The following is a 24,113-nucleotide window of genomic DNA, read 5'->3' as shown; positions in this document are numbered from 1 at the left end:
ATTCCCTGTCAGTGATAATGGCCGTGATGCGGTGGCGCACCATGGTCGTGGTCATGATCGTGCTCGTCACGGCTGTCGGCGCACTGGCCGAATTCCGGTTCAACCGTGGCGTGGCTGATGCCGTGTTCGGCGGCGAGCCGCTTCTTGATGGCGCTGACCGCCTGGTGCGGATCGACGCCATCGTTGAGGCAGGCATGCAGCGTCGCCATGTTGCTGGACCCGTCGAGCGACCAGACATGCATGTGATGCACTTCGCGCACGCCGTTGACGGTGCCGGCAATGTCCTTGGCGATGAGGTCGCGGTCGAGGCTTGCCGGTACGCCTTCGAGAAGGACGTGGGCGGCTTCGCGCATCAACGACCATGCGGTGGACAGGATCAGCACCGAGACCAGCACCGACAGAATCGGGTCGATCGGCGTCCAGCCGGTGGCCAGGATGACCAGCGCCGCCACGATCGCCGCCGCCGAACCGAGCAGGTCGCCCAGCACATGCAGGATGGCGCCGCGCATGTTGAGGCTGTCGTGGTCGCCGCCATGCAGCACGAAGAACGAGGCGAAGTTTACCAGAAGGCCGGCGATCGCCACCACCAGCATCGGCCCGCCCAGCACCGGCGCCGGCGTCATCAGCCGGCCCCAGGCTTCGTAGACGATCCACAAAGCAATGGCGAAGATGGCGATGCCGTTGGTGTAGGCGACCAGCGTCTTGACCCGGCCGAAACCATAGGTCAGGCGCACTGTCGCCGGCCGTCCGCCAAGATGGAAGGCGTACCAGGCAAGGCCAAGCGCGATCGAGTCGGCGAGCATGTGGCCGGCGTCGGCCAGCAGCGCCAGTGATCCCGTCAAAAGGCCGCCAAGCACTTCGGCCACCATGAAGCCGGCGGTCAGGCAGGCTGCGATCAGCACACGCTTCTTGTCGGTCGAGCCATGCACGTGGCCGGCGCCATGCCCAGCATGCGAACCATGATCATGGCTGTGCGCCATCGGAAAAAACTCCTGTTACGCGCCGAACTCGGCGCGGAAATCCTCGAGCCGCCGCTTCTGCCGGCCTTCGCCATCGAAATTGGCGGGATCGAGCCATGCCTCATAGGCTTTGCGCAGCGCCGGCCATTCCTTGTCGATGATCGAGTACCATGCGGTATCGCGGTTTTCACCCTTGACCACAAGATGCTGGCGGAAAATGCCCTCGAACTTGAAGCCGAACCGTTCCGCCGCGCGCTTTGACGGCTCGTTGCGGTTGTTGCATTTCCACTCGTAGCGGCGATAGCCGAGCCCGTCGAAAATATACTTCATGAACAGGAACTGCGCCTCGGTCGCTGCCGGCTTGCGCGAGATCAGCGGCCCCCAATAGATGTTGCCGATCTCGATGACGCCATAGGTGGGATCGATGCGCATCAGCGTCTGTCGCCCGGCGACCTTGCCGCTGGCCTTGTCGATGACGGTGAAGAACAGCGGATCCTCGCTCGCCTCGACCTTGTCCAGCCATGGCTGGAAATCGGCGCGGGTTTGCGGCGGGTAGTCGGGCAGCCAGGCAAAGCGTCCATCGATGTCGGGCACGGACGACGCCTCGTACAACCCATCGCCGTGCTTTTCGGCGCTCAGCGGTTCGAGCCGGACATAGCGGCCGTCAATGGGCTTGCGCTCGGGCCGCGGACGCGCTTGCCAATCTTTGAGATTTTCCGACACGCAAAACTCCAATCCGTTTGACTTTTGTGAGCAGACGCTCACAAAAACGCGACCTAACAGCAAGAACCACACGGACGGGAAAAATGCTCCACACGATTTCGGCCTTCGACCGCCTCGGCGAGGAAAACGCCTTTGCCGTGCTGGCGCGCGCCACTGCACTGGCTCAACAGGGCCGCGACATCGTCAATCTCGGCATCGGCCAGCCCGACTTCAAAACGCCGCAGCACATTGTCGAGGCCGCGATCAAGGCGCTGCGCGACGGCCACCATGGCTACACCCCGGCCAATGGCCTGCTGGCGACGCGCGAAGCGGTGGTGCGGCGCACGCTGACCACTACCGGCGTCGAAGTCTCGCCCGAGAATGTAATGATCCTGCCCGGCGGCAAGCCGACCATGTTCGCGGCCATCTTGATGTTCGGCGAACCCGGCGCCGAGATCCTCTATCCAGACCCAGGCTTTCCGATCTACCGCTCGATGATCGAGTTCACCGGCGCCGCGCCCATTCCGGTGCCGATCCGCGAGGAGAACGGCTTTGCCTTCTCGGCAGAAGAGACGCTGGCGCTGATCACGTCGAAGACCAGACTGCTAATCCTCAACTCACCGGCCAACCCGACCGGCGGCGTCACGCCGCGCGCCGAGATCGAGAAGTTGGTGGATGGGCTGCAAGCGCATCCGCAGGTCGCTATCCTCTCCGACGAAATCTACGACGTCATGACCTATGACGGCGAGACGCATTTTTCGCTGCTCAATTTTCCGGAAATTCGCGACCGGCTGATCGTGCTCAACGGCTGGTCGAAGACATGGGCGATGACCGGCTGGCGCATGGGCTGGTCGATCTGGCCGAATGGCGACAAGGGCGGGCATCTCTACGACAAGGTCCGCAAGCTGGCGGTCAATTGCTGGTCCTGCGTCAACGCGCCGAGCCAGTTCGCCGGCATCGCCGCCATCGACGGCCCGCAGGACGATGTCGACAAGATGATGCGCGCCTTCGACAACCGCAGGAAGATCGTGGTCGAGGGGCTGAACGCGCTGCCCGGCGTCTCCTGCATTACGCCGAAAGGCGCATTCTATGCCTTCCCGAATGTTTCGAAGACCGGCTGGAAGGCCAAGAAGCTCGCCTCGGCACTGCTCGAGGAGGCCGGCGTGGCGCTGATCGGCGGCCCCGATTTCGGCATTCTCGGCGAAGGCTACATCAGGCTTTCCTACGCCAATTCCGAAGAGAACATCTTGCACGCGCTGGAGCGGATCGAGGCGTTTTTGAAGAAGTAGGCCTTCGGCTGTTCACCCACGCCCCACGAACGGCATCTTGGTCGCCATCACCGTCATGAACAGCACGTTGGCGTCGAGCGGCAGGCTGGCCATGTGGACGACGGCGTCGGCGACGCGCTGGACGTCCATCACCGCTTCGGCGGCGATGGTGCCATTGGCTTGCGGCACGCCGACCGTCATGGCATGCGCCATATCGGTCAGCGCGTTGCCTATGTCGATCTGGCCGCAGGCGATATCATAGGGCCGGCCGTCGAGCGCCAGCGTCTTGGTCAGCCCCGATATGGCGTGCTTGGTCGCGGTGTAGGGCACCGAGCCCGGCCGTGGCGCATAGGCCGACACAGAGCCATTGTTGATGATGCGGCCGCCCATCGGCTTTTGCTTGCGCATGGCGCCGAAGGCGGCGCGGGCGCACAGGAAGGATCCGGTGAGATTGACGCCGACAATATCGTTCCAAACCTCGACCGGTATCTCGTCGATCGGCGTCGACTTGTAGCTCATGCCGGCATTGTTGAAGAGCAGGTCGACGCGGCCGAAGGCTGCGGCCACCGTCTCGAACAGATCATCGACTTCGCCGGCCTTGCTGATGTCGCAGGCAACTGCCAGCGCCTTGGCGTCCGCTTTCCCGGCTTCGGTAATGGCGGCGTCGAGCACCGCTTTGCGGCGGCCGCAAAACACCGTGTTCCAGCCCGCCTTGAGCAGCGCCGTGGCGACGCTCTTGCCGATGCCGGTGCCGGCGCCGGTGACGATGGCGGTTTTCTCTGTGAGGGCTGTCATGGATTTTGCTCCTGCGCGCCGCGCATCCCCGGCACAGATCGGGGTGCATCCGAATGCACCGACCCATCGCAAATGAGGGCGATCATGGCAAGCCGGACACTAATGCATGTCGCTCAAAAGTGGCCCCGGTTCTAAGAGAACGACATGCATCAGGACAAAAACATGAAGCGCCACGCGCTTTATGTGATCGGTCCAACCAAAAGGGCGGTCATTGGCGACCGCCCCCTGATCTGAACCGGGCTTGGGAGGAGGAAAAGCCGATCCGACTGACTAAAATCATGCGCTTCCTCGGTAAACGAGACGTTAACGCATTTTTCCGGCCTCGGCCCCCCTGCCCCAGGCGCGCGGCTGCGTTGTCTACCAGCGCGGGTTCGGCGCCGTGCCTGACGGAACCGGCACCTTGGCCGCCGACACCGTCGCCTCGACATGATCGACGAGCGCATCCGGCAGGCCGAGCCGGCCGGCGAGCAGGTCGAGATAGCCGCGTTCGGCGCGCGTATCGGGGTCAATCGTCAGTCGCGACGCCGTGTAGAGCTCGAGCCTCTGCTCATCGGTCTTGGCGCCGGCGACCNGCGGGCTGTCCAGCTCCGCCATCAGAAACTTTTCCGCTTCCGTGCCGATGCCGGCCAGACTGAGCTTGCCGGCGATCTTTTGGCGCTCCGCGTCATCGACATGGCCATCGGCCTTGGCCGCCGAGATCATCGCCCGCACCAGGGTCAGCGTGAACTCGTCCTCCCCCTGTGGCGCCTGTGAAGGATGAAAGCCGGTGTCGGCGGGCGGCGGCAGCAATTCCGGCTGGCCGGCCGCCGGCGCCTGCTCGGGTGCATTGCCGGCCTTGTAATTCTGGTAGGCCTTGTAGGCGAGACCGCCGATCGCAGCCAGTCCGCCGAGCTTCACGGCCGTGCCGGTGAACTGCCGTCCCGTGCCGGTTCCAAGCAGCACCGCAGCCAGCGCACCGGCGGCCAGCGGATTGTCCTTGGCCATCTGCACAGCCTGCCCGGCCTTGTCGCGAACGGTGCCGGTTGTGCCGGGAACTTGCGAGCCGAGCAGATTTTCGAGAAGCTTCTTGGGGTCGAACATGGTGCCTCCAGAAAAGGGCCCGCGCCAAACGTGAACGGGCAGGTTTTGGACGTTGCAGAGGTAGGTCCCGCACACTGACATTACAATGACGGAGACGCGCTTTGCTATCGGCGCCGGCAATGCCCCAAATCGGTGATCGGTGTGTCGATACCGGCCTCGGCTTGCGCTAATGTCGCCGCCGCATTGCCGAGGGAGGAACCTTGCCGTGACCGATCAACCTGGCCGGGAACCGGCGCGCGATCCGCAGGATCTGGAACGTTTGTTGATCGACCGGCAGTGGGCCGGAGACATTGACGGCATGGTGGCGCTGTTCCAACCCGATGCCGCCATCGACACCGGAGCAGCCGAATTGACGCGTGGCCACGAGGCGATCCGCGCTTTGCTCGAAGCCTTTGCCGCGAGCGGACGAAAGTTCCAGCGCGGCGAGCAGCGCCCGGCGGCCATTAACGGCGACCTCGCGTTGACGTCGACCAGGCTTGCCGACGGCTCGATAACCTCAGAGGTCGCGCGCCGGCAGGCCGACGGCACATGGCTGTGGGTGATCGACCGCTATTCTGTCGTGTGGTGATCCAGTCAGGGCGTCGGCGGCACTTAACTGCCGATATGTCCCCTGCCCCGCGCCTGCGCAAGTTCGACCTGGCGCTGGCGCTCGGCATAGCGGGTGCGATCCTCATCCGAGCGTGCCTCGTAACAATGCGGGCATGATACGCCGGTGGAAAAATGCGGCGACAGCCGGTCCTCCGGCGTCAGCGGATGCCGGCAGGCGCGGCAGAGTTCGGCCTCGCCTTCGGTCAACCCATGCGACACCGAGACCCGCTCGTCGAAGACGAAACACTCGCCCTGCCACAGGCTGTCTTCGGCCGGGACCTCTTCAAGATATCTGAGGATGCCGCCCTTGAGATGGAACACATCCTCGAAGCCGAGCGACTTCACATAGGCCGTCGCCTTTTCGCAGCGGATGCCGCCGGTGCAGAACATCGCGACCTTGCGGCCGTCGAGTTGGTCGCGGTGTTTTTCCACCCAGGCCGGGAATTCGCGAAAGCTCGACGTGCGTGGATCCACCGCACCCTCGAACGTGCCTATCGACACTTCGTACGCGTTGCGTGTGTCGATGACGATGGTGCCGGGGTCCGAGATCAGCGCGTTCCAGTCGGCCGGCGCGACATAGGTCCCCGCACCCGTCGCCGGGTCGAGGTCTTCGACGCCCATGGTGACGATCTCGCGCTTCAGCCGCACCTTCATGCGATGGAACGGCATTTCGGCGGCAGTGCTGTATTTGACCTCGAGATCGGCAAGACCCTCGATGGCCTCGAGATAAGCGATCAGGTCGGCTATGTCGGTTTCGCTGCCGGCGACCGTGCCGTTGATACCTTCCTGCGCCAGAAGCAATGTGCCCTTGATGCCGCGCCCGCAGCAGAAGGCGGCAAGCGGCGTGCGCAATTCTCGCAGCGCGTCGAAGTCGCCCAGCCTCGCAAATTTGTAGAGCGCAGCGACGCGCACGGGTTCACGGTTGGTCATCGCCAAGCCACTAAACCGTGGTCAAAGCGGATTCAAGGCAGAGCTAAAGACACCTTGTCGGTATTCGCCAGCAGGCTCGTTGGCCGACATGTGACATCGCGGCAGGCCGGGTTTCGTGGACTCGGAATCGGCCTTCTGCTAATCGGTTGAAATCACCTAGGGAGAGACAAGCCAATGCCCAGCAAGACCGAAAAGCTCCTGTCGCTGCTCAATGGCCAGCCGGTCATTCCGGTGCTGAAGATCGCCAATGTCGCGGACGCCGTCCCGCTCGCCCGGGCGCTCGCCGCCGGCGGCCTGCCGGCGATCGAGATCACGCTGAGAACCGCCGATGCGCTGGAAGCGATCCGCCGCGTCGCCGGTGAGGTCGAGGGCGCCATTGTCGGCGCCGGCACAATTCTCGATGCCAAGCAGTTCGACGAGGCAGCGGCCGCCGGATCGAAATTCATCGTCAGCCCCGGCATCACGCGAGAGTTGCTGGCGGCGACCAAGGACAGCGACGTTCCCTTGCTGCCCGGCGCCATCACGCCCGGCGAGATCATGGCTGCCCGCGAGGCCGGCCTGCGGTTCCTGAAATTCTTCCCGGCCGAACAATCCGGCGGCATCGCCTCGCTGAAGGCCTTTGCCTCGCCGCTGGCCGACGTGAAATTCTGCCCGACCGGCGGCATCTCGGCCAAGAACGCCGCCGACTATCTCAGCCTGTCCAACGTTATCTGCGTCGGCGGCTCGTGGGTGGCGCCGGACGAGTTGGTCAAGGCCGGCAAGTGGGATGAGATCGAGGCGCTCGCACAGACCGCGAGCAAGCTCGGAAAATAACCTCCGCTACTTTGTCTTTGCGCAATTCCCAAGGGAAGCGCTCCGCGCTTTTCCGGGAAAATCACAGTGTTCCCGGAATTGCACTCGGCACAAAAACCCGCCAGCTGCGCCGACCGGGTTTGCTACGCGTTGAGATTTTGGTTCCCGCTCATGGGCTCGAACCACGATTCACGCCTTCAAAGGGCGCTGTCCTACCATTAGACGAAGCGGGAATGCAGCTTGGTGGTTAGCATTCTGTGGCGATGGAAGCCAGTGCTCGAGATCTCGCTAAAAACAAAAGCCGCACAGGTTGCCCAGCGCGGCTTCGAGTCGATAACGCCCCGGTCACGCCCTTACTTCGTCTGGAAGCGGGCGACCGAAAGGAATTTTACGGCATTGCCGGTGAAGCGGTTGGCATCGGCCATCTGGTTGTCCGCCTGAAAGCCTGCGGTGTAGACCTCGCTCGGCGGCGTATGCACGATGTTGTAGGCATAGCGCGGCGCTGTCGTCGGGCTGGAAACGGTGGCGATGTTGTCGCCGCTGCTCAGCGCCCAGCGGGCCGCCTGCGGTTCGGCCGCCATCACCACTGCCTTCGGTCCTGGCTTCAGGTCGCGGGCCGAAGCCCTGGCTTCCTTGCGTGTCGTCTTGACGCCGGCGCCGATCACCGAGGCTGGATCGGTACCGGCGGGACGGGCAGCAATAGCGCCGCGCGGCGATGCGGCATCGACACCTGACGGATCGTTGAACGCCGAGCGCGGCTCAAGCGACGCAACCTGATAGTCGTCGGTAGCACCGGCTGTATCGGCGGCGCTGGCCTGTTCGAGAACCGCCTTGACCTCGTCCGGACGCTGCGACGGCAGCACCGAGAACGCGTCGGTTGCGGTCTGCTTGTGGGCAGCCGTATCGGCCAGCGCCAGCAGAACGCCCTTGTCCTGCGGCGCAAGCTCAGCCGGCGGCGAAGAGCGGTCGGGACGCCAGGTCGGCAACGGGACGTTGACCGCGACCTGCGCCGGAGCGGCAGCTTGATCGGCCCCCTGGTCGGCATTGCTCGCATCGGCCGTGCCGAACGGCACATTGGCCGGCGCCTGCGCCGTCGCCACCGTCTGTTCGGTGGTGGCATCGGCCACGCCGAACGGCACGGTCTCAGGTTGTTGCGCGCCGACATCGGCCTTCGGCCGCGGTGCGAAAGCGGGCAGCGGCACTTCCTTGGCGGGCAGCGCGGCGATGATCGTCTCCGGCGTGTCCTGCGGCTCCGCATCGTCAGCGCTGTCGTCGGCAAGCTGCGGAATGTTGGCGCGCTTGGCGTTCTGCGGCGACACGATCGCGATGCCAGGCAGATTGCTGTTGTTGTTGCTCGTGGCAGCCAGCACCGGCTTCACGCTTCTCGGCGGCGGCGCGGCGGTAGCGACATCGGCGCTGTCGTCGGCTTCGTCTTCACCGCCACCGCCAAAGAAAGCGGACAGGAAGCCACCGGATTTCTTGGTGCTGCCGCCTGCGCTGGCCATCATGATGGCAGGAGAACCGGCGCCCTTGCGCGCCTTGTAGGAGGCGAGCGCCTGGTCATAACCCGGCAACGGCCTGCCGTCGCTCGGCACATGCAGCGTCTTGCCATTGGGAAACAGGCTGACCAGTTCCTGGCGGCTGATGCCTGGCCAGTGCCGCACATTGCCGACGTCCATGTGGACGAAGGGCGAACCCGACGACGGATAGTAGCCGACGCCGCCGCCCTGCATCTTCAGGCCGATGTTGCGCAGCTTCTTCAGCGGCACACCCGGAATGTAGAAGTCCATCGCCTTGCCCAGCATATGCTGGCTTTCCTTGGCGACACCGCGGCTGCGGCTGCGCAGCATCGAATTGGTCGACGGCGAGCGATAGCCGCAAACGACCTGGATATAGTCGGTGGCGCCGGCCTGCCGATAAGCTTCCCACACCAGATCGAGCAGGCGCGGATCCATCTTGGTCGGTTCGTTGCGACGCCAGTCGCGCAGGATGATGTTGATCTTCCTGAGGCCTGCCGGATCGTAGCGGCCATTGCGCTTGTAGACGATCTCGGCCTTTTCGTGCGTGTGGAGGTGATAGAGCTTGAGCGAGCGCGTTTCAGCGCTGGCGCCGGCAGCAGTAGCGGCAAGGAAAGCGAACGCAACGATCACCGCTGCCAGCCATCTCGGCCAGACGCCCATGTGATCGCGCCGCCCGTTTCTGTGTCGTTCGACTTTGTTCAAATCAAAAGGCCTTGCAGGCTGCCGTTTGTCCCCGGATTTGTCCAAACGGATGCGTGGTTCTTACATCCGAATATCGATCCTAATGGTTAATCATCGCTTATTGAAGCCGAAATGCGGTAACACCGTGGCGATATCCCGTCAAAAATAATACACAGGATTTCTTGGTAAACTGCTGGTTTAGATCAAGATTCAGCCTTTTCCCGCTACACGATCTGTTACCGCTGGCCTTAATGCGTGAACAACGCTGTCCGCATCAGTCATATTCCCGCCCCAACCCTTATGCAGCGCCGGATGTGGCATGGCAAGCTGGTCCCGGCCTTGCGTTGGCAAGCTGTGGAATTCGGCGTTCAGGAGGCAAGGCGGTCGAGGCGGCCGGTTTCCGGGTCGATGCCGTATTCCTTGAGCTTGCGGTAGAGCGTCGAGCGGCCGATGCCGAGACGCCGCGCGACCTCGCTCATCTGGCCGTTATAATGGTCGATGGCGAGCTTGATCATTTCGAGTTCGACATCGGCCAGCGCACGCACATTGCCACGCTCGTCCAGCGCCCGCAGCGTGCCGAAACGCTGAAGCAGCCTCGCCGGAGGGGCGGGCTCGGCAGCTGCAGTACCGGCGTCGTCAGTCTGCGCGCCATCGCCTTGCGATCCGGTGCTCAAGGCCATGCCGGGGTCCGACAAGGACGCATCGGCGTCGAGATTGACGGTGCCGTCGACCTGCGCCCGGATCTGCGGAAATTCGTCAGTCGTGAGCACATCGCCTTCGGCAAGCACCGAGGCCCTGAACACGGCGTTTTCCAGCTGCCTGATGTTTCCCGGCCAATCATAGGCCTGCAGCATGGCCAGTGCGGCATCCGAGATGCCGTGCAGGCGATTGCCCGCCGGCGCCACCTTGTCCATGAAATGCTTGACCAGATAGGGGATGTCGTCGCGGCGGTCGCGCAGCGGCGGCACGACGATCGGGTAAACGTTGAGCCGGTAGAACAGGTCCTCGCGAAACTTGCCGTCCTTGACCTGCTGCAGAAGGTTGCGGTGCGTGGCCGAGATCAGCCTGATGTCGACCCTGACGGTGGAACGGCCGCCGACCGGATCGACCTCGCCATCCTGCACGGCGCGCAACAGCTTGACCTGCACGTCGAGCGGCAGGTCGCCGATCTCATCCAGGAACAGGGTGCCCGAATGCGCCTCGACGAACTTGCCGGTGTGCTTTTCGGTGGCGCCGGTGAACGAACCTTTTTCGTGACCGAACAGGATCGATTCGACCAGATTGTCGGGGATGGCGCCGCAATTGACGGTGACGAACGGCTTTGTGCGGCGTTCGCCGCTGCCCTGGATGGCGCGCGCCACCAGTTCCTTGCCGACGCCCGATTCGCCCTCGATCAGGATCGGGATGTTGGAGGCCGCAGCCTTCTGGCCGAGGCGGATCACCCGGTCCATCGCCGGGCTGTGCGTAATCATGTCCTTGAATGTCAGGTGGCCGCCGCGACGCCGCGACGTGCGCTTGACCTCGTCCTCGACGGCCTCGACCTTGAGCGCGTTGCCGATCGCGGTCTGCAGCCGGTCGGGAGACGCCGGCTTAACGACAAAATCGAAAGCTCCGTGGCGCATCGCCGAAACCACCGTTTCGATGCCGCCCTGCGCAGTCTGCACGATGACGGGAACAGTGATGCCGCGCTCGCGCATCGCCTTCAGCACGCCGATGCCGTCGAGGCCCGGCATGACAAGGTCGAGGATGACTGCCGAAATATCCCTCGCATTGGGTTCGTCAAGCGCGCTCAGACCGGCCTCGCCGCCATCGGCAACGATGGCGCTGTGGCCGAATTTCGTCACCGCCGCTTCGAGCAGCCGGCGCTGCACGGGATCGTCATCGACTATAAGAATGGAACCTGTCATGACTGATTTGAGTTGCCCGCCTGGGAAATTCCCATGGATCATCTTGGCACAGGGTTCTAAACAAGGTTTCAAAAAACCCGGTGAACGAATTCCTTAGGATTTGACCGGCTTGTCCTTTCCCCTTGATTCCAGAAGGTAATTGTTGATGAGCAGGATTCTCGGTCGGCAGCTTGCGGCGGTAGCGTCCGGTCAGGGCGCGGCAGAACTCGGCGACCTGCCGGAATGGAATCTCGCCGATCTTTATTCCGGCATGGAGGCGCCCGAACTGAAGCGTGACCTTGCCAAGGCGGCGGCCGATGCCGTCGCCTTCGAGAACCGCTGGAAGGGCACACTGGCTGCGGAGGCCGGGCGCGGCAGCGCCGGCAGGCTTGGCGAGGCGCTGACAGCCTATGAGGCGCTGGAGGAACTGATCGGCCGCATCGTCTCCTATGCCGGCCTGATCTATGCCGGCAACACCGCCGATCCGCAGCGCGCAAAGCTCTATGGCGACATCCAGGAAAAGATGACCGACGCCAGCGCGCATCTTCTGTTCTTCGCGCTGGAGCTGAACCTGATCGATGACAAGGCGCTCGAATCCGCCCTCGCCGCCGACGCCGGCCTTGCCCATTACCGCCCCTGGGTGCTCGACCTCAGAATGGACAAGCCCTACCAGCTCGAGGACCGGGTCGAGCAGCTGTTCCATGAGAAATCGATCACCGGACGCGGTGCCTGGAACCGGCTGTTCGACGAGACGATGACCGATCTGCGCTTCGACATAGACGGCGAGGAACTGACGCTGGAGCCGGCGCTGAACCGCCTCCAGGACGCCGATGGGGAGGTCCGCCGCCGCGCCTCCGAAGCGCTGGCCGCAACCTTCCGCAAGAGCCTGCGCACCTTCACGCTGATCACCAACACGCTGGCCAAGGACAAGGAGATTTCCGACCGCTGGCGCGGCTTCGAGGACATCGCCGATTCACGCCATCTCGCCAACCGCGTCGAGCGCAGCGTGGTCGATGCGCTGGCGTCGGCCGTGCGCGAGGCCTATCCGCGCCTGTCTCATCGCTACTACGCGCTGAAGGCGCGCTGGCTCGGCATGGAGGTGATGAACCACTGGGACCGCAACGCCCCCTTGCCCGAAACGCCGCAGGCCGTGATCCCTTGGGACGACGCCAGGAACACCGTGCTGTCGGCCTATCAGCGCTTTTCCCCCGATATGGCGGAGATCGCCCGCGTCTTCTTCGACCGCAACTGGATCGACGCGCCGGTCAGGCCCGGCAAGTCGCCCGGCGCCTTCGCCCATCCGACCGTGCCTTCGGCGCACCCTTACGTGCTGCTCAACTACATGGGCAAGCCGCGCGATGTGATGACGCTGGCGCATGAACTCGGCCACGGCGTGCATCAGGTGCTGGCCGGCGGCCAGGGCGCCCTGATGGCTTCGACGCCGCTGACTTTGGCCGAGACGGCCTCAGTATTCGGCGAGATGCTGACCTTCCGTTCGCTGCTCGACCAGACCACCGACAAGCGCGAGCGCAAGGCGATGCTCGCCCAGAAGGTCGAGGACATGATCAACACGGTCGTGCGCCAGATCGCCTTCTACGAGTTCGAGCGCAAAGTGCATGCAGAGCGTAAGAACGGCGAACTGACCTCCGACAAGCTCGGCCAGTTCTGGCTCGAGGTGCAGGCAGAAAGCCTGGGGCCGGCGATCAAGCTGCGCGAGGGCTATGAGGTCTTCTGGACCTACATCCCGCACTTCGTCCACTCCCCCTTCTACGTCTACGCCTATGCCTTTGGCGACTGCCTGGTGAACTCGCTCTACGCGGTCTACCAGAACGCTGAGCATGGCTTCCAGGATAAGTATTTCGAGATGTTGCGCGCCGGCGGCACCAAGCATCACTCGGAGCTTCTCGCGCCCTTCGGCCTCGACGCCACCGACCCCGCCTTCTGGCAGATCGGGCTTGGCGTGATCGGCGGCCTGATCGACGAGTTGGAAGCGCTCGACAGTTAATGCGCGCACCCATTGGACCGATGGCGCAGAGTGGCAGGTTCAGCAGCGGCCTCGACTTTGCAGAATCGCAGAACAGTTTAGCCGGAATGCATGTGACGGCAGCTCTGTTCTTGTTCTAAATATCTGTTCTTGAATAACTCTCCGGCGAAAATTCCGTTAGCTTTCCCGAAGCCGTATGATAGCTTTCCGACTGAAGCTCAGCCGGGCGCGCGGCTTAAGGCCAGACAGTATCCCGGCCCATGGCAGCGGTCTGACGAATGCGACAGCGACGGTTGGCAATGGGCGGAAAGCCGAACGCCGACACTCGACGACAGACCGGCTGTTCCCTGAGCCGCCGAACCACATTGGATGATCCGATCTGCCAAGGTCATGACTTGGGACGGCGGCGGACGGATCCGACTGGAGAGAGACGATGACCTTCTTTTACATTGTCCTGGCGTTCCTTGTAGGTGTGTTGGTTGGCTGGTTTATCTGGGGCCGGCTGCGCGGCGAACTCGACAGCCTGCGCGGCGATCTCGACCGCACCCGCAGCGAGCGTGACAGACTGCGCGCCGACGCCGATCGCCTGACTGGCGAACTCGACGCCTGCGGCAAGACCCGCGCCGATCTCGAACGCCGGCTGCGTGAAACATCAGCTCCATCCGCCAAGCCTTCAAGTTCGGCGCCGGCCGCGCTGGTATCGACAGCGGCAAAGGCCAAGTCCGCCCCGGCCGCGAAACCGGCCCCCGCCAAACCCGCCGCGGCCAAACCAGCTGCGGCCAAATCCGCGGCCGCAAAACCAGCGGCCAGCAAACCTGCCGCCGCCAAGGCCGCGCCCAAAGCCGCTGCTTCAAAGCCCGCCGCCGTCCCGAAGAAGGCCGCCCCGGCAGCTGGGAAGGCCGATAATCTGCGCCGCCTGATCGGTATCGGCCCGGTCAACGACAAACTGCTCAAGGGCCTTGGCGTCACGACCTACGCGCAGATCGCCGGCTGGACCGCGGCCGACGTCAAGCGCATCGAGGACACGCTGAATTTCGACGGCCGCATCGCTCGCGAAAAGTGGGTCGAGCAGGCCAAGCTGCTTGCCGCCGGCGACGAAAAGGAGTTCGCACGCCAATTCCCGAGCGCCGGGACCGCCAACAACAGCTGATCCGTCATCGGCAACATAACCAGAAGGCGGCGCTCTCGGGCGCCGTCTTTGTTTTTGCATTCGCCACTGTCTTTGCGCCCTGCGACGCCGCTCCCTCGATTGCACGCCGCCCGGCCCCCATATAGAGCGGTTCTGGCGTCATCGACCGCAGTACCCGAGCCCCATGCCCCTGCCCTCTGCCATTTTCCGCAACGATGAAAGCGGCCGTCAGTTGGTCTTCGACCACCCGGCCGACATCATCATTGCCTATGATGCCAAGGATTTTCTGCCGGCGCTGGCGGCTGCGCAGGCGGCGAGCGATGCCGGCAAATGGCTGGCCGGCTATTTCTCCTACGAAGCGGGCTATCTGCTCGAACCGAAACTCGTGCCGCTGCTGCCTGAAGGCCGGCGCGCGCCATTGGTTTGTCTGGGTGTCTTCGATGCTCCGGCCGAAGAGGCCGTGCCGCGCAACGATGCGCCGGCCACCAATGGCCCCATCTTCGACGCCAGGGCCAGTTGGTCCGCTCAGGACTACGCCAAACGCTTCGCGCGCCTTCACGACCACATCCGCAAGGGCGACTGCTACCAAGGCAACCTGACCTTTCCGGTCCGTGCCCAATGGTCGGGCGATCCGGTTGCTGCCTTCGACGCACTGACAGGACGCCAGCCGGTCAAGTATGGCGCACTGATTTCGCTCGGCGATCCCATCGTCTTATCGCGTTCGCCCGAGCTGTTCTTCGAGATCAATGCCTTAGGCATGATCGAAACCCATCCGATGAAGGGCACCGCACCGCGCGGCGCGACCAAGGCCGAGGACGCGCGGTTGAAGTCCTTCTTGCGCAGCGACGAAAAGAACCAGGCCGAGAACCGGATGATCGTCGATCTCCTGCGCAATGACATCTCGCTGATCAGCGAGGTCGGCACGCTGGAAGTCCCGGAACTGTTCCGCATCGAGAGCTACCCGACCGTCCATCAGATGGTGAGCCGTGTGCGGGCGAAGCTTCTGCCTGATCTCGGCATCCGCCAAATCTTTGGCGCGCTGTTTCCCTGCGGCTCGATCACCGGCGCGCCGAAAATCCGCGCGATGGAAATCCTGCACGAGCTGGAAGACACACCGCGCGACGTCTATTGCGGCGCCATCGGCTGGATCGCGCCTGGCGGCATGATGCGCTTTTCGGTGGCGATCCGCACTATATCGCTCTTTTCCAGTGGCGAGGCAGTTTACAATGTCGGCGGCGGCGTCGTCTTCGATTCGACCGCGCAAGAGGAGTATCAGGAGTGTCTGCTGAAGGCGCGCTTCGCGACGGGGACACCGCCGATTTCGAGCTGATCGAGACGATGCGCTGGGAGCCCGGCCAGGGCTTTCTGCGCTTCGAACGCCATCTCGCACGCCTTTACGGCTCGGCGGAAGAACTCGGCTTTGCCTGCGATCCGCAGCGGATCGGCGAGGTGCTGGCGAATACTATCGGGGCGCAGCAGACGGCGCTGCGCACCCGGCTCGTCCTGCAGCGCAATGGCGAGGTGACGGTTTCTGTTCAGCCTTACGAGCCACTCGCCGCCGACAAGGTCTGGCGGCTGCGACTGGCGCGGGTCCGGCTCTCCTCCACCGACACGCTGCTGCGCCACAAGACCGGCCGGCGGCAAGTCTACACTCACGCCCGCTCCGAATATCTGATCACCCAGGCCGACGAAGTGTTGCTCGCAAATGAGCGCAGTGAAATCTGCGAAGGCACCATCACCAACGTCTTCGCCGATTTCGGTGATGGCATGCTGATGACACCCAGGCTCGACTGCGGCCTGCTGCCTGGCGTATTGCGCGCCGAGCTGCTGGACGAAGGGCGCGCCCAGGAGGCGATCCACAGCTATGACGAGTTGAAATCCGCCAAAACACTGTTCGTCGGCAATTCTCTGCGCGGCTTGATCCCGGCAACATTGGCCTGATACGAAGCGGCTGCGAGAATAACCGCCGGCATTGGACACTTTCTAGCGAAGCATGAATTCTCGTCAGCCCACGCACACGCCCTATGATGGCTCCTCAAAGCTCTTCACCATCGGGCTGAAGCCGCTCGAGCTCGACAAGTGGATCGAGGTCGACCGGTATCTCTTCGACCATCTCGCCGAAAAGCGCCGGCTCTATGCCGAAATTCCCGACAAGGTGTTTGTCGAGGAAGACGGCACGCGCGACACCCAGCGCGAAGTGCGCGGCCTCATCGAAGCACATCTGCTGTCGACATTTCCCGGGATGTACCGGCGCACCAATGCCGGGGTTGAGGTCATTGGCGCCAAAGCCGACTCTGACGCCACCTTCCCCGATGCCCCGCTGGTCGCAGCGTCGCTGCTCGTCCAGGAAGACCTGATCCTGATGCGCCGTGACGACACCGGCTGGCGGCTCGCCGCCGGCTCGCTGTGTTTCCCGTCATCCTGGTCGCTGGTCGAGAAGTTCGGCCGGCCGCTGCAGCAGATCCACGCACCGGTGCCGGGCTTCGGTCCGGGCACCAGGCCGGCGGAGCTCATCAACCGCATGTTCGACGGCCTGCAGGGCCAGGCCGTCGAACGCTTCAACTGGTCGATCCAGGCCGGCGACGCGCTCTATCATCCGCTCTCCAATGTCGAGCGCATCGACCGTGCCACCAACCGCCCCTCGCGATTTCCCGACGGCGACGTCAACGCCCACGCCTTCATCCGCGTCGAGCGCCAGACGCTGCGCAAACTGCCTCTGTCGCGCGACATCCTGTTCACCATCCGCATCCATCTCGACCCGCTGAAAGTGCTGGCGCGGCATCCCGACCGGGCAACGCTTGCCGCCTCTTTCGCGGCGCAATTGCAGGCGCTGGATGAGGCTCAACTCGACTATAAGGGGATGACATCAGACCGTGACCGGCTGATGCAACGCCTGCAAACCATGGCTCAGGAGTGACGATGATCCGACATGTTCTGAAGCTAGCCGTCCTGCTCGGTGCATTGCTGGCGTTGCCGGCAACAGCGCATGCGGAACCGGTGACCTATGCGGGGAAGCTCGGCAACATCGACATCGTCGTCGAGTTTACCGGTGATCCGGCGACGGCTGGAGAGGCACTGGCGGGCCGCTATTTCTACCGCTCCAAGGGCGTCGATATTCCTCTGCAGGCGAAGTCGAGCAAGGGCGCCACCTTTCAATTGGCCGAGGAAGAAGCCTGCGATGCCAAGAAGTGCGGCGACGGCCAGGCTCCACCCATCGGCGCCGTCTGGCGGTTGAGTTCCGCCGACAAGGGCAAGACGCTGGAAGGCACCTGGACGGCCAAAAAGACCCTGCCGCTGAAGCTGACAAGGATCGCCAGCCGTGCCCAGACGGAGACGCCGGCGACGACGCCACGCGATCTCTATGATTTCACCGACATGACATTCTCGGGCGACGATGCGCCGATCACCATGGCGGCATCGCCCTACGACTATCTCAAGCTGGATTTCGCGCCCAAGGCAGACGCCAAGGAAGGTTGGCCGGATGCAGCCTACAACTATGTCACCGATCCGCGCACCAAATTCGGCAGGCCGCGCATCGTCGATCTCGCCGGCAGTGCGCCGATCGAAGCCGCCAATGCCTTGCTGCAGAACCGCCATTGGCATGACAGCCTCAGCGCCTTGACCTGCGCGGCGCTGCAATACGCCGGCTTCCACGATGGACCACCGATGGAGGGCATGGATGACGATTCGCTTGGCGGCTACGAAGACACGACGTCCAAAGTGACGTCATTGACGCCGAAGCTGATGAGCTGGTCGGAATCCGGCAGCCTCTATTGCGGCGGTGCGCATCCGAACAACTATTCCGACGCCTATGTCATGGACGTGCGCCGTGGCGCCTTGCTTACCCTTCACGACATGTTTTCCGATACGGTCGACGGCAAGCCAGGCCCCTCGCTGGCCACCTTCGTCAAGGAGAAGCGCAAGAAGCCAAGCGACCAGACCGAGGTGGATTACGAGGCCGAATGCGGCATCGACGATTTGATCAGCGACTATCTCGGCGCCAGCCTGAAACGCGATGGCGACAGGCAGGTTCTGGTCTTCGGGCTGCAAGGTTTGCCCAACGTCATCCAGGCTTGCGGCGACGATCTCGTTGAAATGCCGGTCTCCGAAGCACAAGCGCTGTTCACACCGGAATTCGCGAAACTGCTCGAACCGTAGGCGCATCTGCGCCGTCGGGAACTAACCTTATCCCTGCTTTTCGCTTTATTGTGACAATGATCTATGGTTTGTCGCGCGGCGGTCGAACGGCCGTTTTGGCGCGTTGCTTGAAGGAGTGCTCGATAAAATGGCGAATGAAAACTGGCCCGTTTACGGTGAAATCACCGGCCCTGTCGTGATGATCGGCTTTGGTTCGATCGGACGGGGAACGCTGCCTCTGATCGAGCGCCATTTCAAATTCGACAAGTCGCGCATGACGGTCATCGACCCGCTCGACACCGACCGCAAGCTGCTCGACGAGCGCGGCATCGCCTTCGTCCAGGAGCACGTGACCGAGAAAAACTACAAGAAACTGCTGACGCCGCTTTTGACCAATGGCGGCGGCCAGGGCTTTTGCATCAATCTGTCGGTCGATACCGGCTCGGTCGACCTGATGCGGCTCTGCCGCAAGCTCGGCGTGCTCTACATCGACACCGTCGTCGAGCCGTGGCTCGGCTTCTATTTCGACGCCAAGGCCGACAATGCCAGCCGCACCAACTACGCGCTGCGCGAAGCCTTGATCAAGGAGAAGCACGACAAGCCCGGCGGCGCTACCGCGGTTTCGACCTGTGGCGCCAATCCGGGCATGGTCTCGTGGTTCGTCAAGCAGGCGCTGCTGAACCTTGCCGGCGACCTCGGCCTCGAGTTTTCCGAACCCGCGCAGGACGACCGTGACGGCTGGGCGAAGCTGATGAAGAAGGCCGGCGTCAAGGGCATCCACATCGCCGAGCGCGACACCCAGCGCACCAAGAAGCCGAAGCCGATGAACGTGTTTTGGAACACCTGGTCGGTCGAGGGTTTCATCTCGGAAGGGCTGCAGCCGGCCGAGCTCGGCTGGGGCACGCATGAGAAATGGATGCCGAAGAACGGCAAGGAGCACAAGCATGGCTCCAAGGCTGCGATTTATCTCGAACAGCCCGGCGCCAACACCCGCGTGCGCTCCTGGTGCCCGACGCCGGGCGCGCAATACGGTTTCCTGGTGACGCACAATGAGGCGATCTCGATCGCCGACTTCTTCACCGTGCGCGGTAAGAAGGGCAAGGTGCAATACCGCCCGACCTGCCACTATGCCTATCACCCCTGCAACGACGCCGTGCTGTCGCTGCACGAAATGTTCGGCGCTGCCGGCAAGCCGCAGCCGGTCCACCATGTGCTTGACGAAAACGAACTGGTCGACGGCGTCGACGAGCTTGGCGTGCTGCTCTACGGCCATGCCAAGAACGCCTACTGGTACGGTTCGCAGCTGTCGCTGGCCGAAGCCCGCAAGCTGGCGCCCTACCAGAACGCTACCGGCATGCAGGTCACCTCGGCCGTGCTCGCCGGCATGGTCTGGGCGCTGGAAAGCCCGGAAGCCGGCATCGTCGAGGCCGACGAGATGGACTACAAGCGCTGCCTGGAAGTGCAGTCCCAGTATCTCGGACCGGTCAAGGGCTACTACACCGACTGGACGCCGCTCGATAACCGTCCGGGCCTGTTTCCCGAAGACCTCGACAAAAGCGACCCGTGGCAATTCCGCAACATCCTCGTTCGATAGCGGTTCCATACCCCTGCCTCACTGCCTTGCAATCGCCCGGAAATCGGGCGATTGAAGGGATGCGGACGAGAGCAGTGTGCATCCATTTGGACGCACGAGGGACGGCTCTGGAAACTTGAGGCCACGCACATCGTGTTCCCCAAAACGTCGTTTGACGATTGGGCCGATGCGTCAGGAGAGGATTTGATATGACGATTGCGCGCAAAATTCTTTCTGCGGGCGCGGCGGGCGTTCTTGCGACGATGCTTGCCGCCTGCACCACCGGCGGCTCCGACGGGCCACCGATCTCATCGCAGGCGCGAGGCGTCGAAGGCTCATGGCTGAACGCCGAAGGCAAGGCGGTCTCGACATTGAACGGCGGCGTCTTCACCACCGTTTCGGCGGAGACCGGTGAGAAATTCGCTGACGGCAGCTACACCAAGACCGGCGCCACCTCGGTCGAGATCAACGGAACCTCGCTGATCCGGCAGCAGCCAATCGCTTTCAACTGCCTGCTGGTGTCCATAAACCAGCTGAATTGCACCAGCTCCGCCGGGCAGAACTTCGTGCTGACCAGGCGCGGCTGAACCTTTCCCATGCGGCTTTGCGGATGGCGGCGGCGCGATGCCGCCGCCTTTTTTATGCCGGCAAACCGATGCCGGTTATCCGCCCTGATTCTTCTTGCATCGCCACAACCGCGATGTGAACATACCCGAAATGCTGGCTGTTATCCTGCAGTCGGGCAAGAGCGTTAAACGCCTTTGATCATATCCGGGAGACGAAGATGAAGAAGCTCGCCATTGCCGCCCTCTCTGCCTCGACACTCGGCCTGTCGGCCGCACCATCCTTTGCCGACTACACGTTGAACATCCTGCATTTCAACGATTGGCACAGCCGCATCGAAGGCAACAACAAATACGAGTCAACCTGCTCGGCCGAGGAAGAGACCAAGGGTGAGTGCATCGGCGGCGCCGGCCGGCTGGTCACCGCGATCGCACAGGAGCGCAAGAAGCTCGAAGGCCAGAACGTGCTGCTGCTCAATGCCGGCGACAGCTTTCAGGGATCGCTGTTCTACATCACCTACAAGGGCACGGCGGAGGAGGAATTCCTCAATCAGATCAAGCCCGACGCGGTGACGCTCGGCAACCACGAATTCGACGATGGCGAGAGCGCGCTGGTGCCTTATCTCGACAAGGCGAAGTTCCCGATCGTCAGCGCCAATGTCGTGCCCAACGACAAGTCCGGCGCCGCAGGCAAGATCAAGCCGTCGATTGTGCTTGAGGTCGGCGGCCAGAAGATCGGCATTGTCGGCGCCGTGACCAACGACACGCCGGAACTCGCCTCTCCCGGCCCCAACATCACCATCGCTGATGACGTCAAGTCGATCACCGCCGAGGTCGAGAAGCTGAAGGCGCAAGGCGTCAACAAGATCATTGCCGTCACCCATATCGGCTACAGGCGCGAGCGCGATATCATCGCCAAGATCCCGGGCATCGATGTGGTGGTCGGCGGCCACAGCCATTCGCTTCTGTCCAACACCGACCCGAAGGCTGAAGGCCCCTACCCGACGATGGTCGACAACCCCGACGGCTCCAAGGTGCCTGTCGTGCAGGCCGCGTCCTATTCGAAATATCTCGGCGAATTCAAGGTCGTGTTCGACGACAATGGCAACGTCAAGGAAGCCAGCGGCGACCCGATCTTCCTCGACAAGTCGATCACTCCCGATCCGGCCGTTCTTGCCCGCATCAAGGAGCTTGGCGCGCCGATCGAGGCGCTGAAGAACAAGGAAGTGGCCGAGACCACCGAGGCCATCGACGGCAGCCGCGAAAGCTGCCGCACCAAGGAATGCGCGATGGGCAACCTCGTCTCCGACGCCATCCTCGACCGCGTCAAGGGACAGGGCGTCGAGATCGTCGTCTCGAATGGCGGCGGCCTGCGTGCTTCGATCGACAAGGGCACCGTCACCATGGGCGAGGTGCTAACCGTGCTGCCGTTCCAGAACACGCTGGCGACCTTCCAGATTTCCGGCAAGGATCTGGTTGCCGGGCTGGAAAACGGCGTCAGCCAGGTCGAGGACGGCGGCGGCCGCTTCCCGCAGGTGGCAGGTCTCAAATACTCCTTCGACAAGTCGGTCGCGCCCAATGCCGGCCGAGTCAAGTCGGTCGAGGTGATGCAGAACGGTGCCTGGGCGCCGATCAATCCGGACAAGGACTATCTGGTCGCCACCAACAATTACGTCCGCCAGGGCGGCGACGGCTACAAGGTCTTCGCCGAGAAGGCCAAGAACGCCTATGATTACGGCCCGGGCCTCGAACAGGTGGTCGCCGACTATCTCGCCGCGCACCGGCCCTATACGCCCAAGCTCGACGGCCGCATCACCGAGGTTGCCGCAACCGTAGCGGCTGCCCCGGCCGCCGAGCCGGCAAAACCAGCCGAACCGGCACCTGCTCCAGCGGAACCGGCAAAACCGGCCGAGGCTGCACCGGCGGAGCCGGCGATGCCCGCATTGCCGGCAGGCTCCGGCGACATCACCACCACGCCGCCGACTGTCCCGGCGGAAACCGCCCCGGCAACGCCGGCTCCGGCCGAACCGGCAAAACCGGCCGAAGCCGCACCTGCTCCGGCAAAGCCGGCTGACGCCGCCCCGGCCGAAGCCAGCCATGTCATCGTCGCCGGCGATACCTATTGGGATCTCGCCAAGAAGGCCTATGGCGACGGCGCCAAGTGGAAGGTGATCTCCGAGGCCAACAAAGGCTACGAGCCACGCCGGCTTCCGGTCGGCGCGACCTTGACCATTCCGGCGAAGTAACCTCGCTTCGCACTCACGACCAGCAAAACCCGTCCGGGTAACCGGACGGGTTTTTGGCTTTCAAGGTAAGGTGCGGCCAGACGCAGCATTGAAAACTCGCGCCACATCGCTAGGTTCGCCCGACATCGTCGGTTTCGCGGTGTCGGGAGACCTTCATGACGCTTTCCACGCCTGTCGACCCCAAAGCTGCGAAAGCGCTCTACCCGCTACCGGCCGGACATCCGCCGGTAAAGGCAGGCAAGATCGGCGTCATGCTGGTCAATCTCGGCACGCCCGACGGTACCGATTTCAAGCCGATGTGGCGCTATCTCCGCGAATTCCTGTCCGATCCGCGCGTCATCGAACTCAACAAGGCGATCTGGTATCCGATCCTCTACGGCTTGGTGCTGACCACCAGACCGAAGAAGTCCGGCGCCAATTACGCCAGGATATGGAACCGCGAGAGGAACGAGTCGCCGCTGCGCACCTACACCCGCGCGCAGGGCGAAAAGCTGGCCGCAGCGCTCATCGACCTACCCGATGTCGTGGTCGACTGGGCGATGCGCTACGGCAACCCCTCGACCGCGAGCGTCGCTCAAAGGCTGGTCGAACAAGGCTGCGACCGCATCCTGTCGTTCCCACTCTACCCGCAATACTCCGCGACCACCACCGCGACCGCCAACGACCAGCTGTTTCGCGCCTTGATGAAGATGCGCCGCGCGCCTGCCGTGCGCAGTGTTCCGCCCTACTATGACGAGCCGGTCTACATCGAGGCGCTCGCCCATTCGATCGAACGGCATCTGGCAACGCTAGACTTCGAGCCCGAGGTGGTCATCACCTCCTATCACGGCATCCCGAAGCCCTATTTCGAGAAGGGCGATCCCTATCACTGCCACTGCCAGAAGACGACACGGCTGTTGCGTGAACGACTGGGGTGGGATGAAAAGAAGCTGATCATCACCTTCCAGTCGCGCTTCGGCGCCCAGGAATGGCTGCAGCCCTACACCGACAAGACGGTCGAGAAACTGGCGAAGGACGGCGTGAAATCGATCGCCATCGTCAACCCAGGCTTTTCCGTCGACTGCATCGAGACGCTGGACGAAATCGGCCGCGAGGCGGCCGAGACCTTCCATCACGCCGGCGGCGAGAAATTCGCCCACATCCCGTGCCTCAACGACAGTGCAGAAGGCATGGCGGTGATCGAGGCGATGGTGCGGCGCGAGCTGTCGGGCTGGGTCTGAGGCCGCCACGTTGCGGCGATCGATCGCCGCAGTTGCGCTATTCCATGCACTAATAATCAA

Annotated in this window: 20 protein-coding genes and 1 tRNA gene; 13 read left to right on the top strand and 8 right to left on the bottom strand. The window is 63.2% G+C overall.

Annotated elements, in window-relative coordinates:
* Positions 1-8 precede the first annotated feature (8 nt).
* Together X733_RS164375 and X733_RS164380 are read right to left on the bottom strand one after the other, a co-directional pair.
* Positions 9-980 carry a cation diffusion facilitator family transporter gene (locus tag X733_RS164375; RefSeq protein ID WP_023714027.1) on the bottom strand — a complete coding sequence of 324 codons (972 nt, stop codon included), beginning with the start codon at positions 978-980 and terminating at the stop codon, positions 9-11.
* 15 nt (positions 981-995) lie between these two features.
* Positions 996-1,682 carry a GNAT family protein gene (locus tag X733_RS164380; RefSeq protein WP_023701049.1) on the bottom strand — a complete coding sequence of 229 codons (687 nt, stop codon included), beginning with the start codon at positions 1,680-1,682 and terminating at the stop codon, positions 996-998.
* A gap of 83 nt (positions 1,683-1,765) precedes the next feature.
* On the opposite strand from X733_RS164380, the gene X733_RS164385 reads away from it, so the two are divergent.
* Positions 1,766-2,950 (top strand): pyridoxal phosphate-dependent aminotransferase, encoded by a 1,185-nt coding sequence (locus tag X733_RS164385; RefSeq protein ID WP_023714028.1) that lies wholly within the window; start codon positions 1,766-1,768, stop codon positions 2,948-2,950.
* 12 nt (positions 2,951-2,962) lie between these two features.
* On the opposite strand, the gene X733_RS164390 is transcribed toward X733_RS164385, so the two are convergent.
* The gene (locus X733_RS164390; protein WP_023710952.1) at positions 2,963-3,724 is read right to left on the bottom strand and encodes an SDR family oxidoreductase; all 762 of its coding nucleotides are present in this window, start codon (positions 3,722-3,724) and stop codon (positions 2,963-2,965) included.
* 357 nt (positions 3,725-4,081) lie between these two features.
* Positions 4,082-4,804 carry a tellurite resistance TerB family protein gene (locus X733_RS164395; protein ID WP_023817279.1) on the bottom strand — a complete coding sequence of 241 codons (723 nt, stop codon included), beginning with the start codon at positions 4,802-4,804 and terminating at the stop codon, positions 4,082-4,084.
* Positions 4,805-5,009: 205 nt separating this feature from the next.
* Between X733_RS164395 and X733_RS164400 the strand changes: the two genes are divergently transcribed.
* A complete protein-coding gene (locus tag X733_RS164400) occupies positions 5,010-5,372 on the top strand; it encodes a nuclear transport factor 2 family protein (protein ID WP_023817278.1) in 363 nt (120 codons plus the stop codon).
* A 23-nt stretch (positions 5,373-5,395) separates the two neighbouring features.
* Here X733_RS164400 and X733_RS164405 read toward each other — a convergent pair whose 3' ends face one another.
* Complete coding sequence (locus X733_RS164405) at positions 5,396-6,322, bottom strand: rhodanese-related sulfurtransferase (protein ID WP_023817277.1); 927 nt, start codon at positions 6,320-6,322, stop codon at positions 5,396-5,398.
* Between the two features lie 174 nt (positions 6,323-6,496).
* Here X733_RS164405 and X733_RS164410 point away from each other — a divergent pair, with 174 nt between their 5' ends.
* Positions 6,497-7,135 carry a 2-dehydro-3-deoxy-phosphogluconate aldolase gene (locus X733_RS164410; protein ID WP_023817276.1) on the top strand — a complete coding sequence of 213 codons (639 nt, stop codon included), beginning with the start codon at positions 6,497-6,499 and terminating at the stop codon, positions 7,133-7,135.
* A 138-nt stretch (positions 7,136-7,273) separates the two neighbouring features.
* Here X733_RS164410 and X733_RS164415 read toward each other — a convergent pair.
* From X733_RS164415 to X733_RS164425, 3 genes are all read right to left on the bottom strand, one after another.
* Positions 7,274-7,347 (bottom strand) — tRNA-Gln (locus tag X733_RS164415).
* A 120-nt stretch (positions 7,348-7,467) separates the two neighbouring features.
* On the bottom strand, positions 7,468-9,294 hold the full coding sequence (locus X733_RS164420; protein ID WP_023817275.1) for a DUF882 domain-containing protein: 1,827 nt from the start codon (positions 9,292-9,294) through the stop codon (positions 7,468-7,470).
* 389 nt (positions 9,295-9,683) lie between these two features.
* Entirely contained in the window at positions 9,684-11,222 is a 1,539-nt protein-coding gene (locus X733_RS164425) for a sigma-54 dependent transcriptional regulator (RefSeq protein ID WP_023817274.1), read from the bottom strand.
* 145 nt (positions 11,223-11,367) lie between these two features.
* Here X733_RS164425 and X733_RS164430 point away from each other — a divergent pair, with 145 nt between their 5' ends.
* From X733_RS164430 to hemH, 10 genes are all read left to right on the top strand, one after another.
* Positions 11,368-13,206: a M3 family oligoendopeptidase gene (locus tag X733_RS164430; protein ID WP_023740966.1), complete on the top strand. Its 1,839-nt coding sequence runs from the start codon at positions 11,368-11,370 to the stop codon at positions 13,204-13,206.
* A gap of 412 nt (positions 13,207-13,618) precedes the next feature.
* The gene (locus tag X733_RS164435; protein ID WP_023751323.1) at positions 13,619-14,335 is read left to right on the top strand and encodes a protein in NADH-ubiquinone oxidoreductase complex; all 717 of its coding nucleotides are present in this window, start codon (positions 13,619-13,621) and stop codon (positions 14,333-14,335) included.
* Between the two features lie 163 nt (positions 14,336-14,498).
* Positions 14,499-15,644, top strand: a complete 1,146-nt coding sequence (locus tag X733_RS164440) for an aminodeoxychorismate synthase component I (protein ID WP_023751324.1) — start codon at positions 14,499-14,501, stop codon at positions 15,642-15,644.
* Positions 15,593-16,255 carry an aminotransferase class IV family protein gene (locus X733_RS164445; protein ID WP_031192935.1) on the top strand — a complete coding sequence of 221 codons (663 nt, stop codon included), beginning with the start codon at positions 15,593-15,595 and terminating at the stop codon, positions 16,253-16,255. Before X733_RS164440 ends, X733_RS164445 begins: the two co-directional genes overlap by 52 nt.
* 52 nt (positions 16,256-16,307) lie before the next feature.
* Positions 16,308-17,231 carry a DUF3445 domain-containing protein gene (locus X733_RS164450; RefSeq protein ID WP_023817273.1) on the top strand — a complete coding sequence of 308 codons (924 nt, stop codon included), beginning with the start codon at positions 16,308-16,310 and terminating at the stop codon, positions 17,229-17,231.
* A gap of 2 nt (positions 17,232-17,233) precedes the next feature.
* Positions 17,234-18,472: a hypothetical protein gene (locus X733_RS164455; protein ID WP_023817272.1), complete on the top strand. Its 1,239-nt coding sequence runs from the start codon at positions 17,234-17,236 to the stop codon at positions 18,470-18,472.
* Between the two features lie 127 nt (positions 18,473-18,599).
* Positions 18,600-20,045: a homospermidine synthase gene (locus tag X733_RS164460; protein ID WP_023817271.1), complete on the top strand. Its 1,446-nt coding sequence runs from the start codon at positions 18,600-18,602 to the stop codon at positions 20,043-20,045.
* 188 nt (positions 20,046-20,233) lie between these two features.
* Positions 20,234-20,611, top strand: a complete 378-nt coding sequence (locus X733_RS164465; protein ID WP_023671949.1) for a hypothetical protein — start codon at positions 20,234-20,236, stop codon at positions 20,609-20,611.
* Positions 20,612-20,808: 197 nt separating this feature from the next.
* The gene (locus X733_RS164470; RefSeq protein WP_023817270.1) at positions 20,809-22,833 is read left to right on the top strand and encodes a bifunctional UDP-sugar hydrolase/5'-nucleotidase; all 2,025 of its coding nucleotides are present in this window, start codon (positions 20,809-20,811) and stop codon (positions 22,831-22,833) included.
* Between the two features lie 155 nt (positions 22,834-22,988).
* The gene (gene hemH, locus X733_RS164475; RefSeq protein ID WP_023817269.1) at positions 22,989-24,053 is read left to right on the top strand and encodes a ferrochelatase; all 1,065 of its coding nucleotides are present in this window, start codon (positions 22,989-22,991) and stop codon (positions 24,051-24,053) included.
* Positions 24,054-24,113 lie beyond the last annotated feature (60 nt).

This window comes from Mesorhizobium sp. L2C066B000 (assembly GCF_000502335.1).
Classification (GTDB): Bacteria; Pseudomonadota; Alphaproteobacteria; order Rhizobiales; family Rhizobiaceae; genus Mesorhizobium.
The sequence above is the reverse complement of the archived record's forward strand: the minus strand, read 5'-3'. Positions and strand labels throughout refer to the sequence as shown.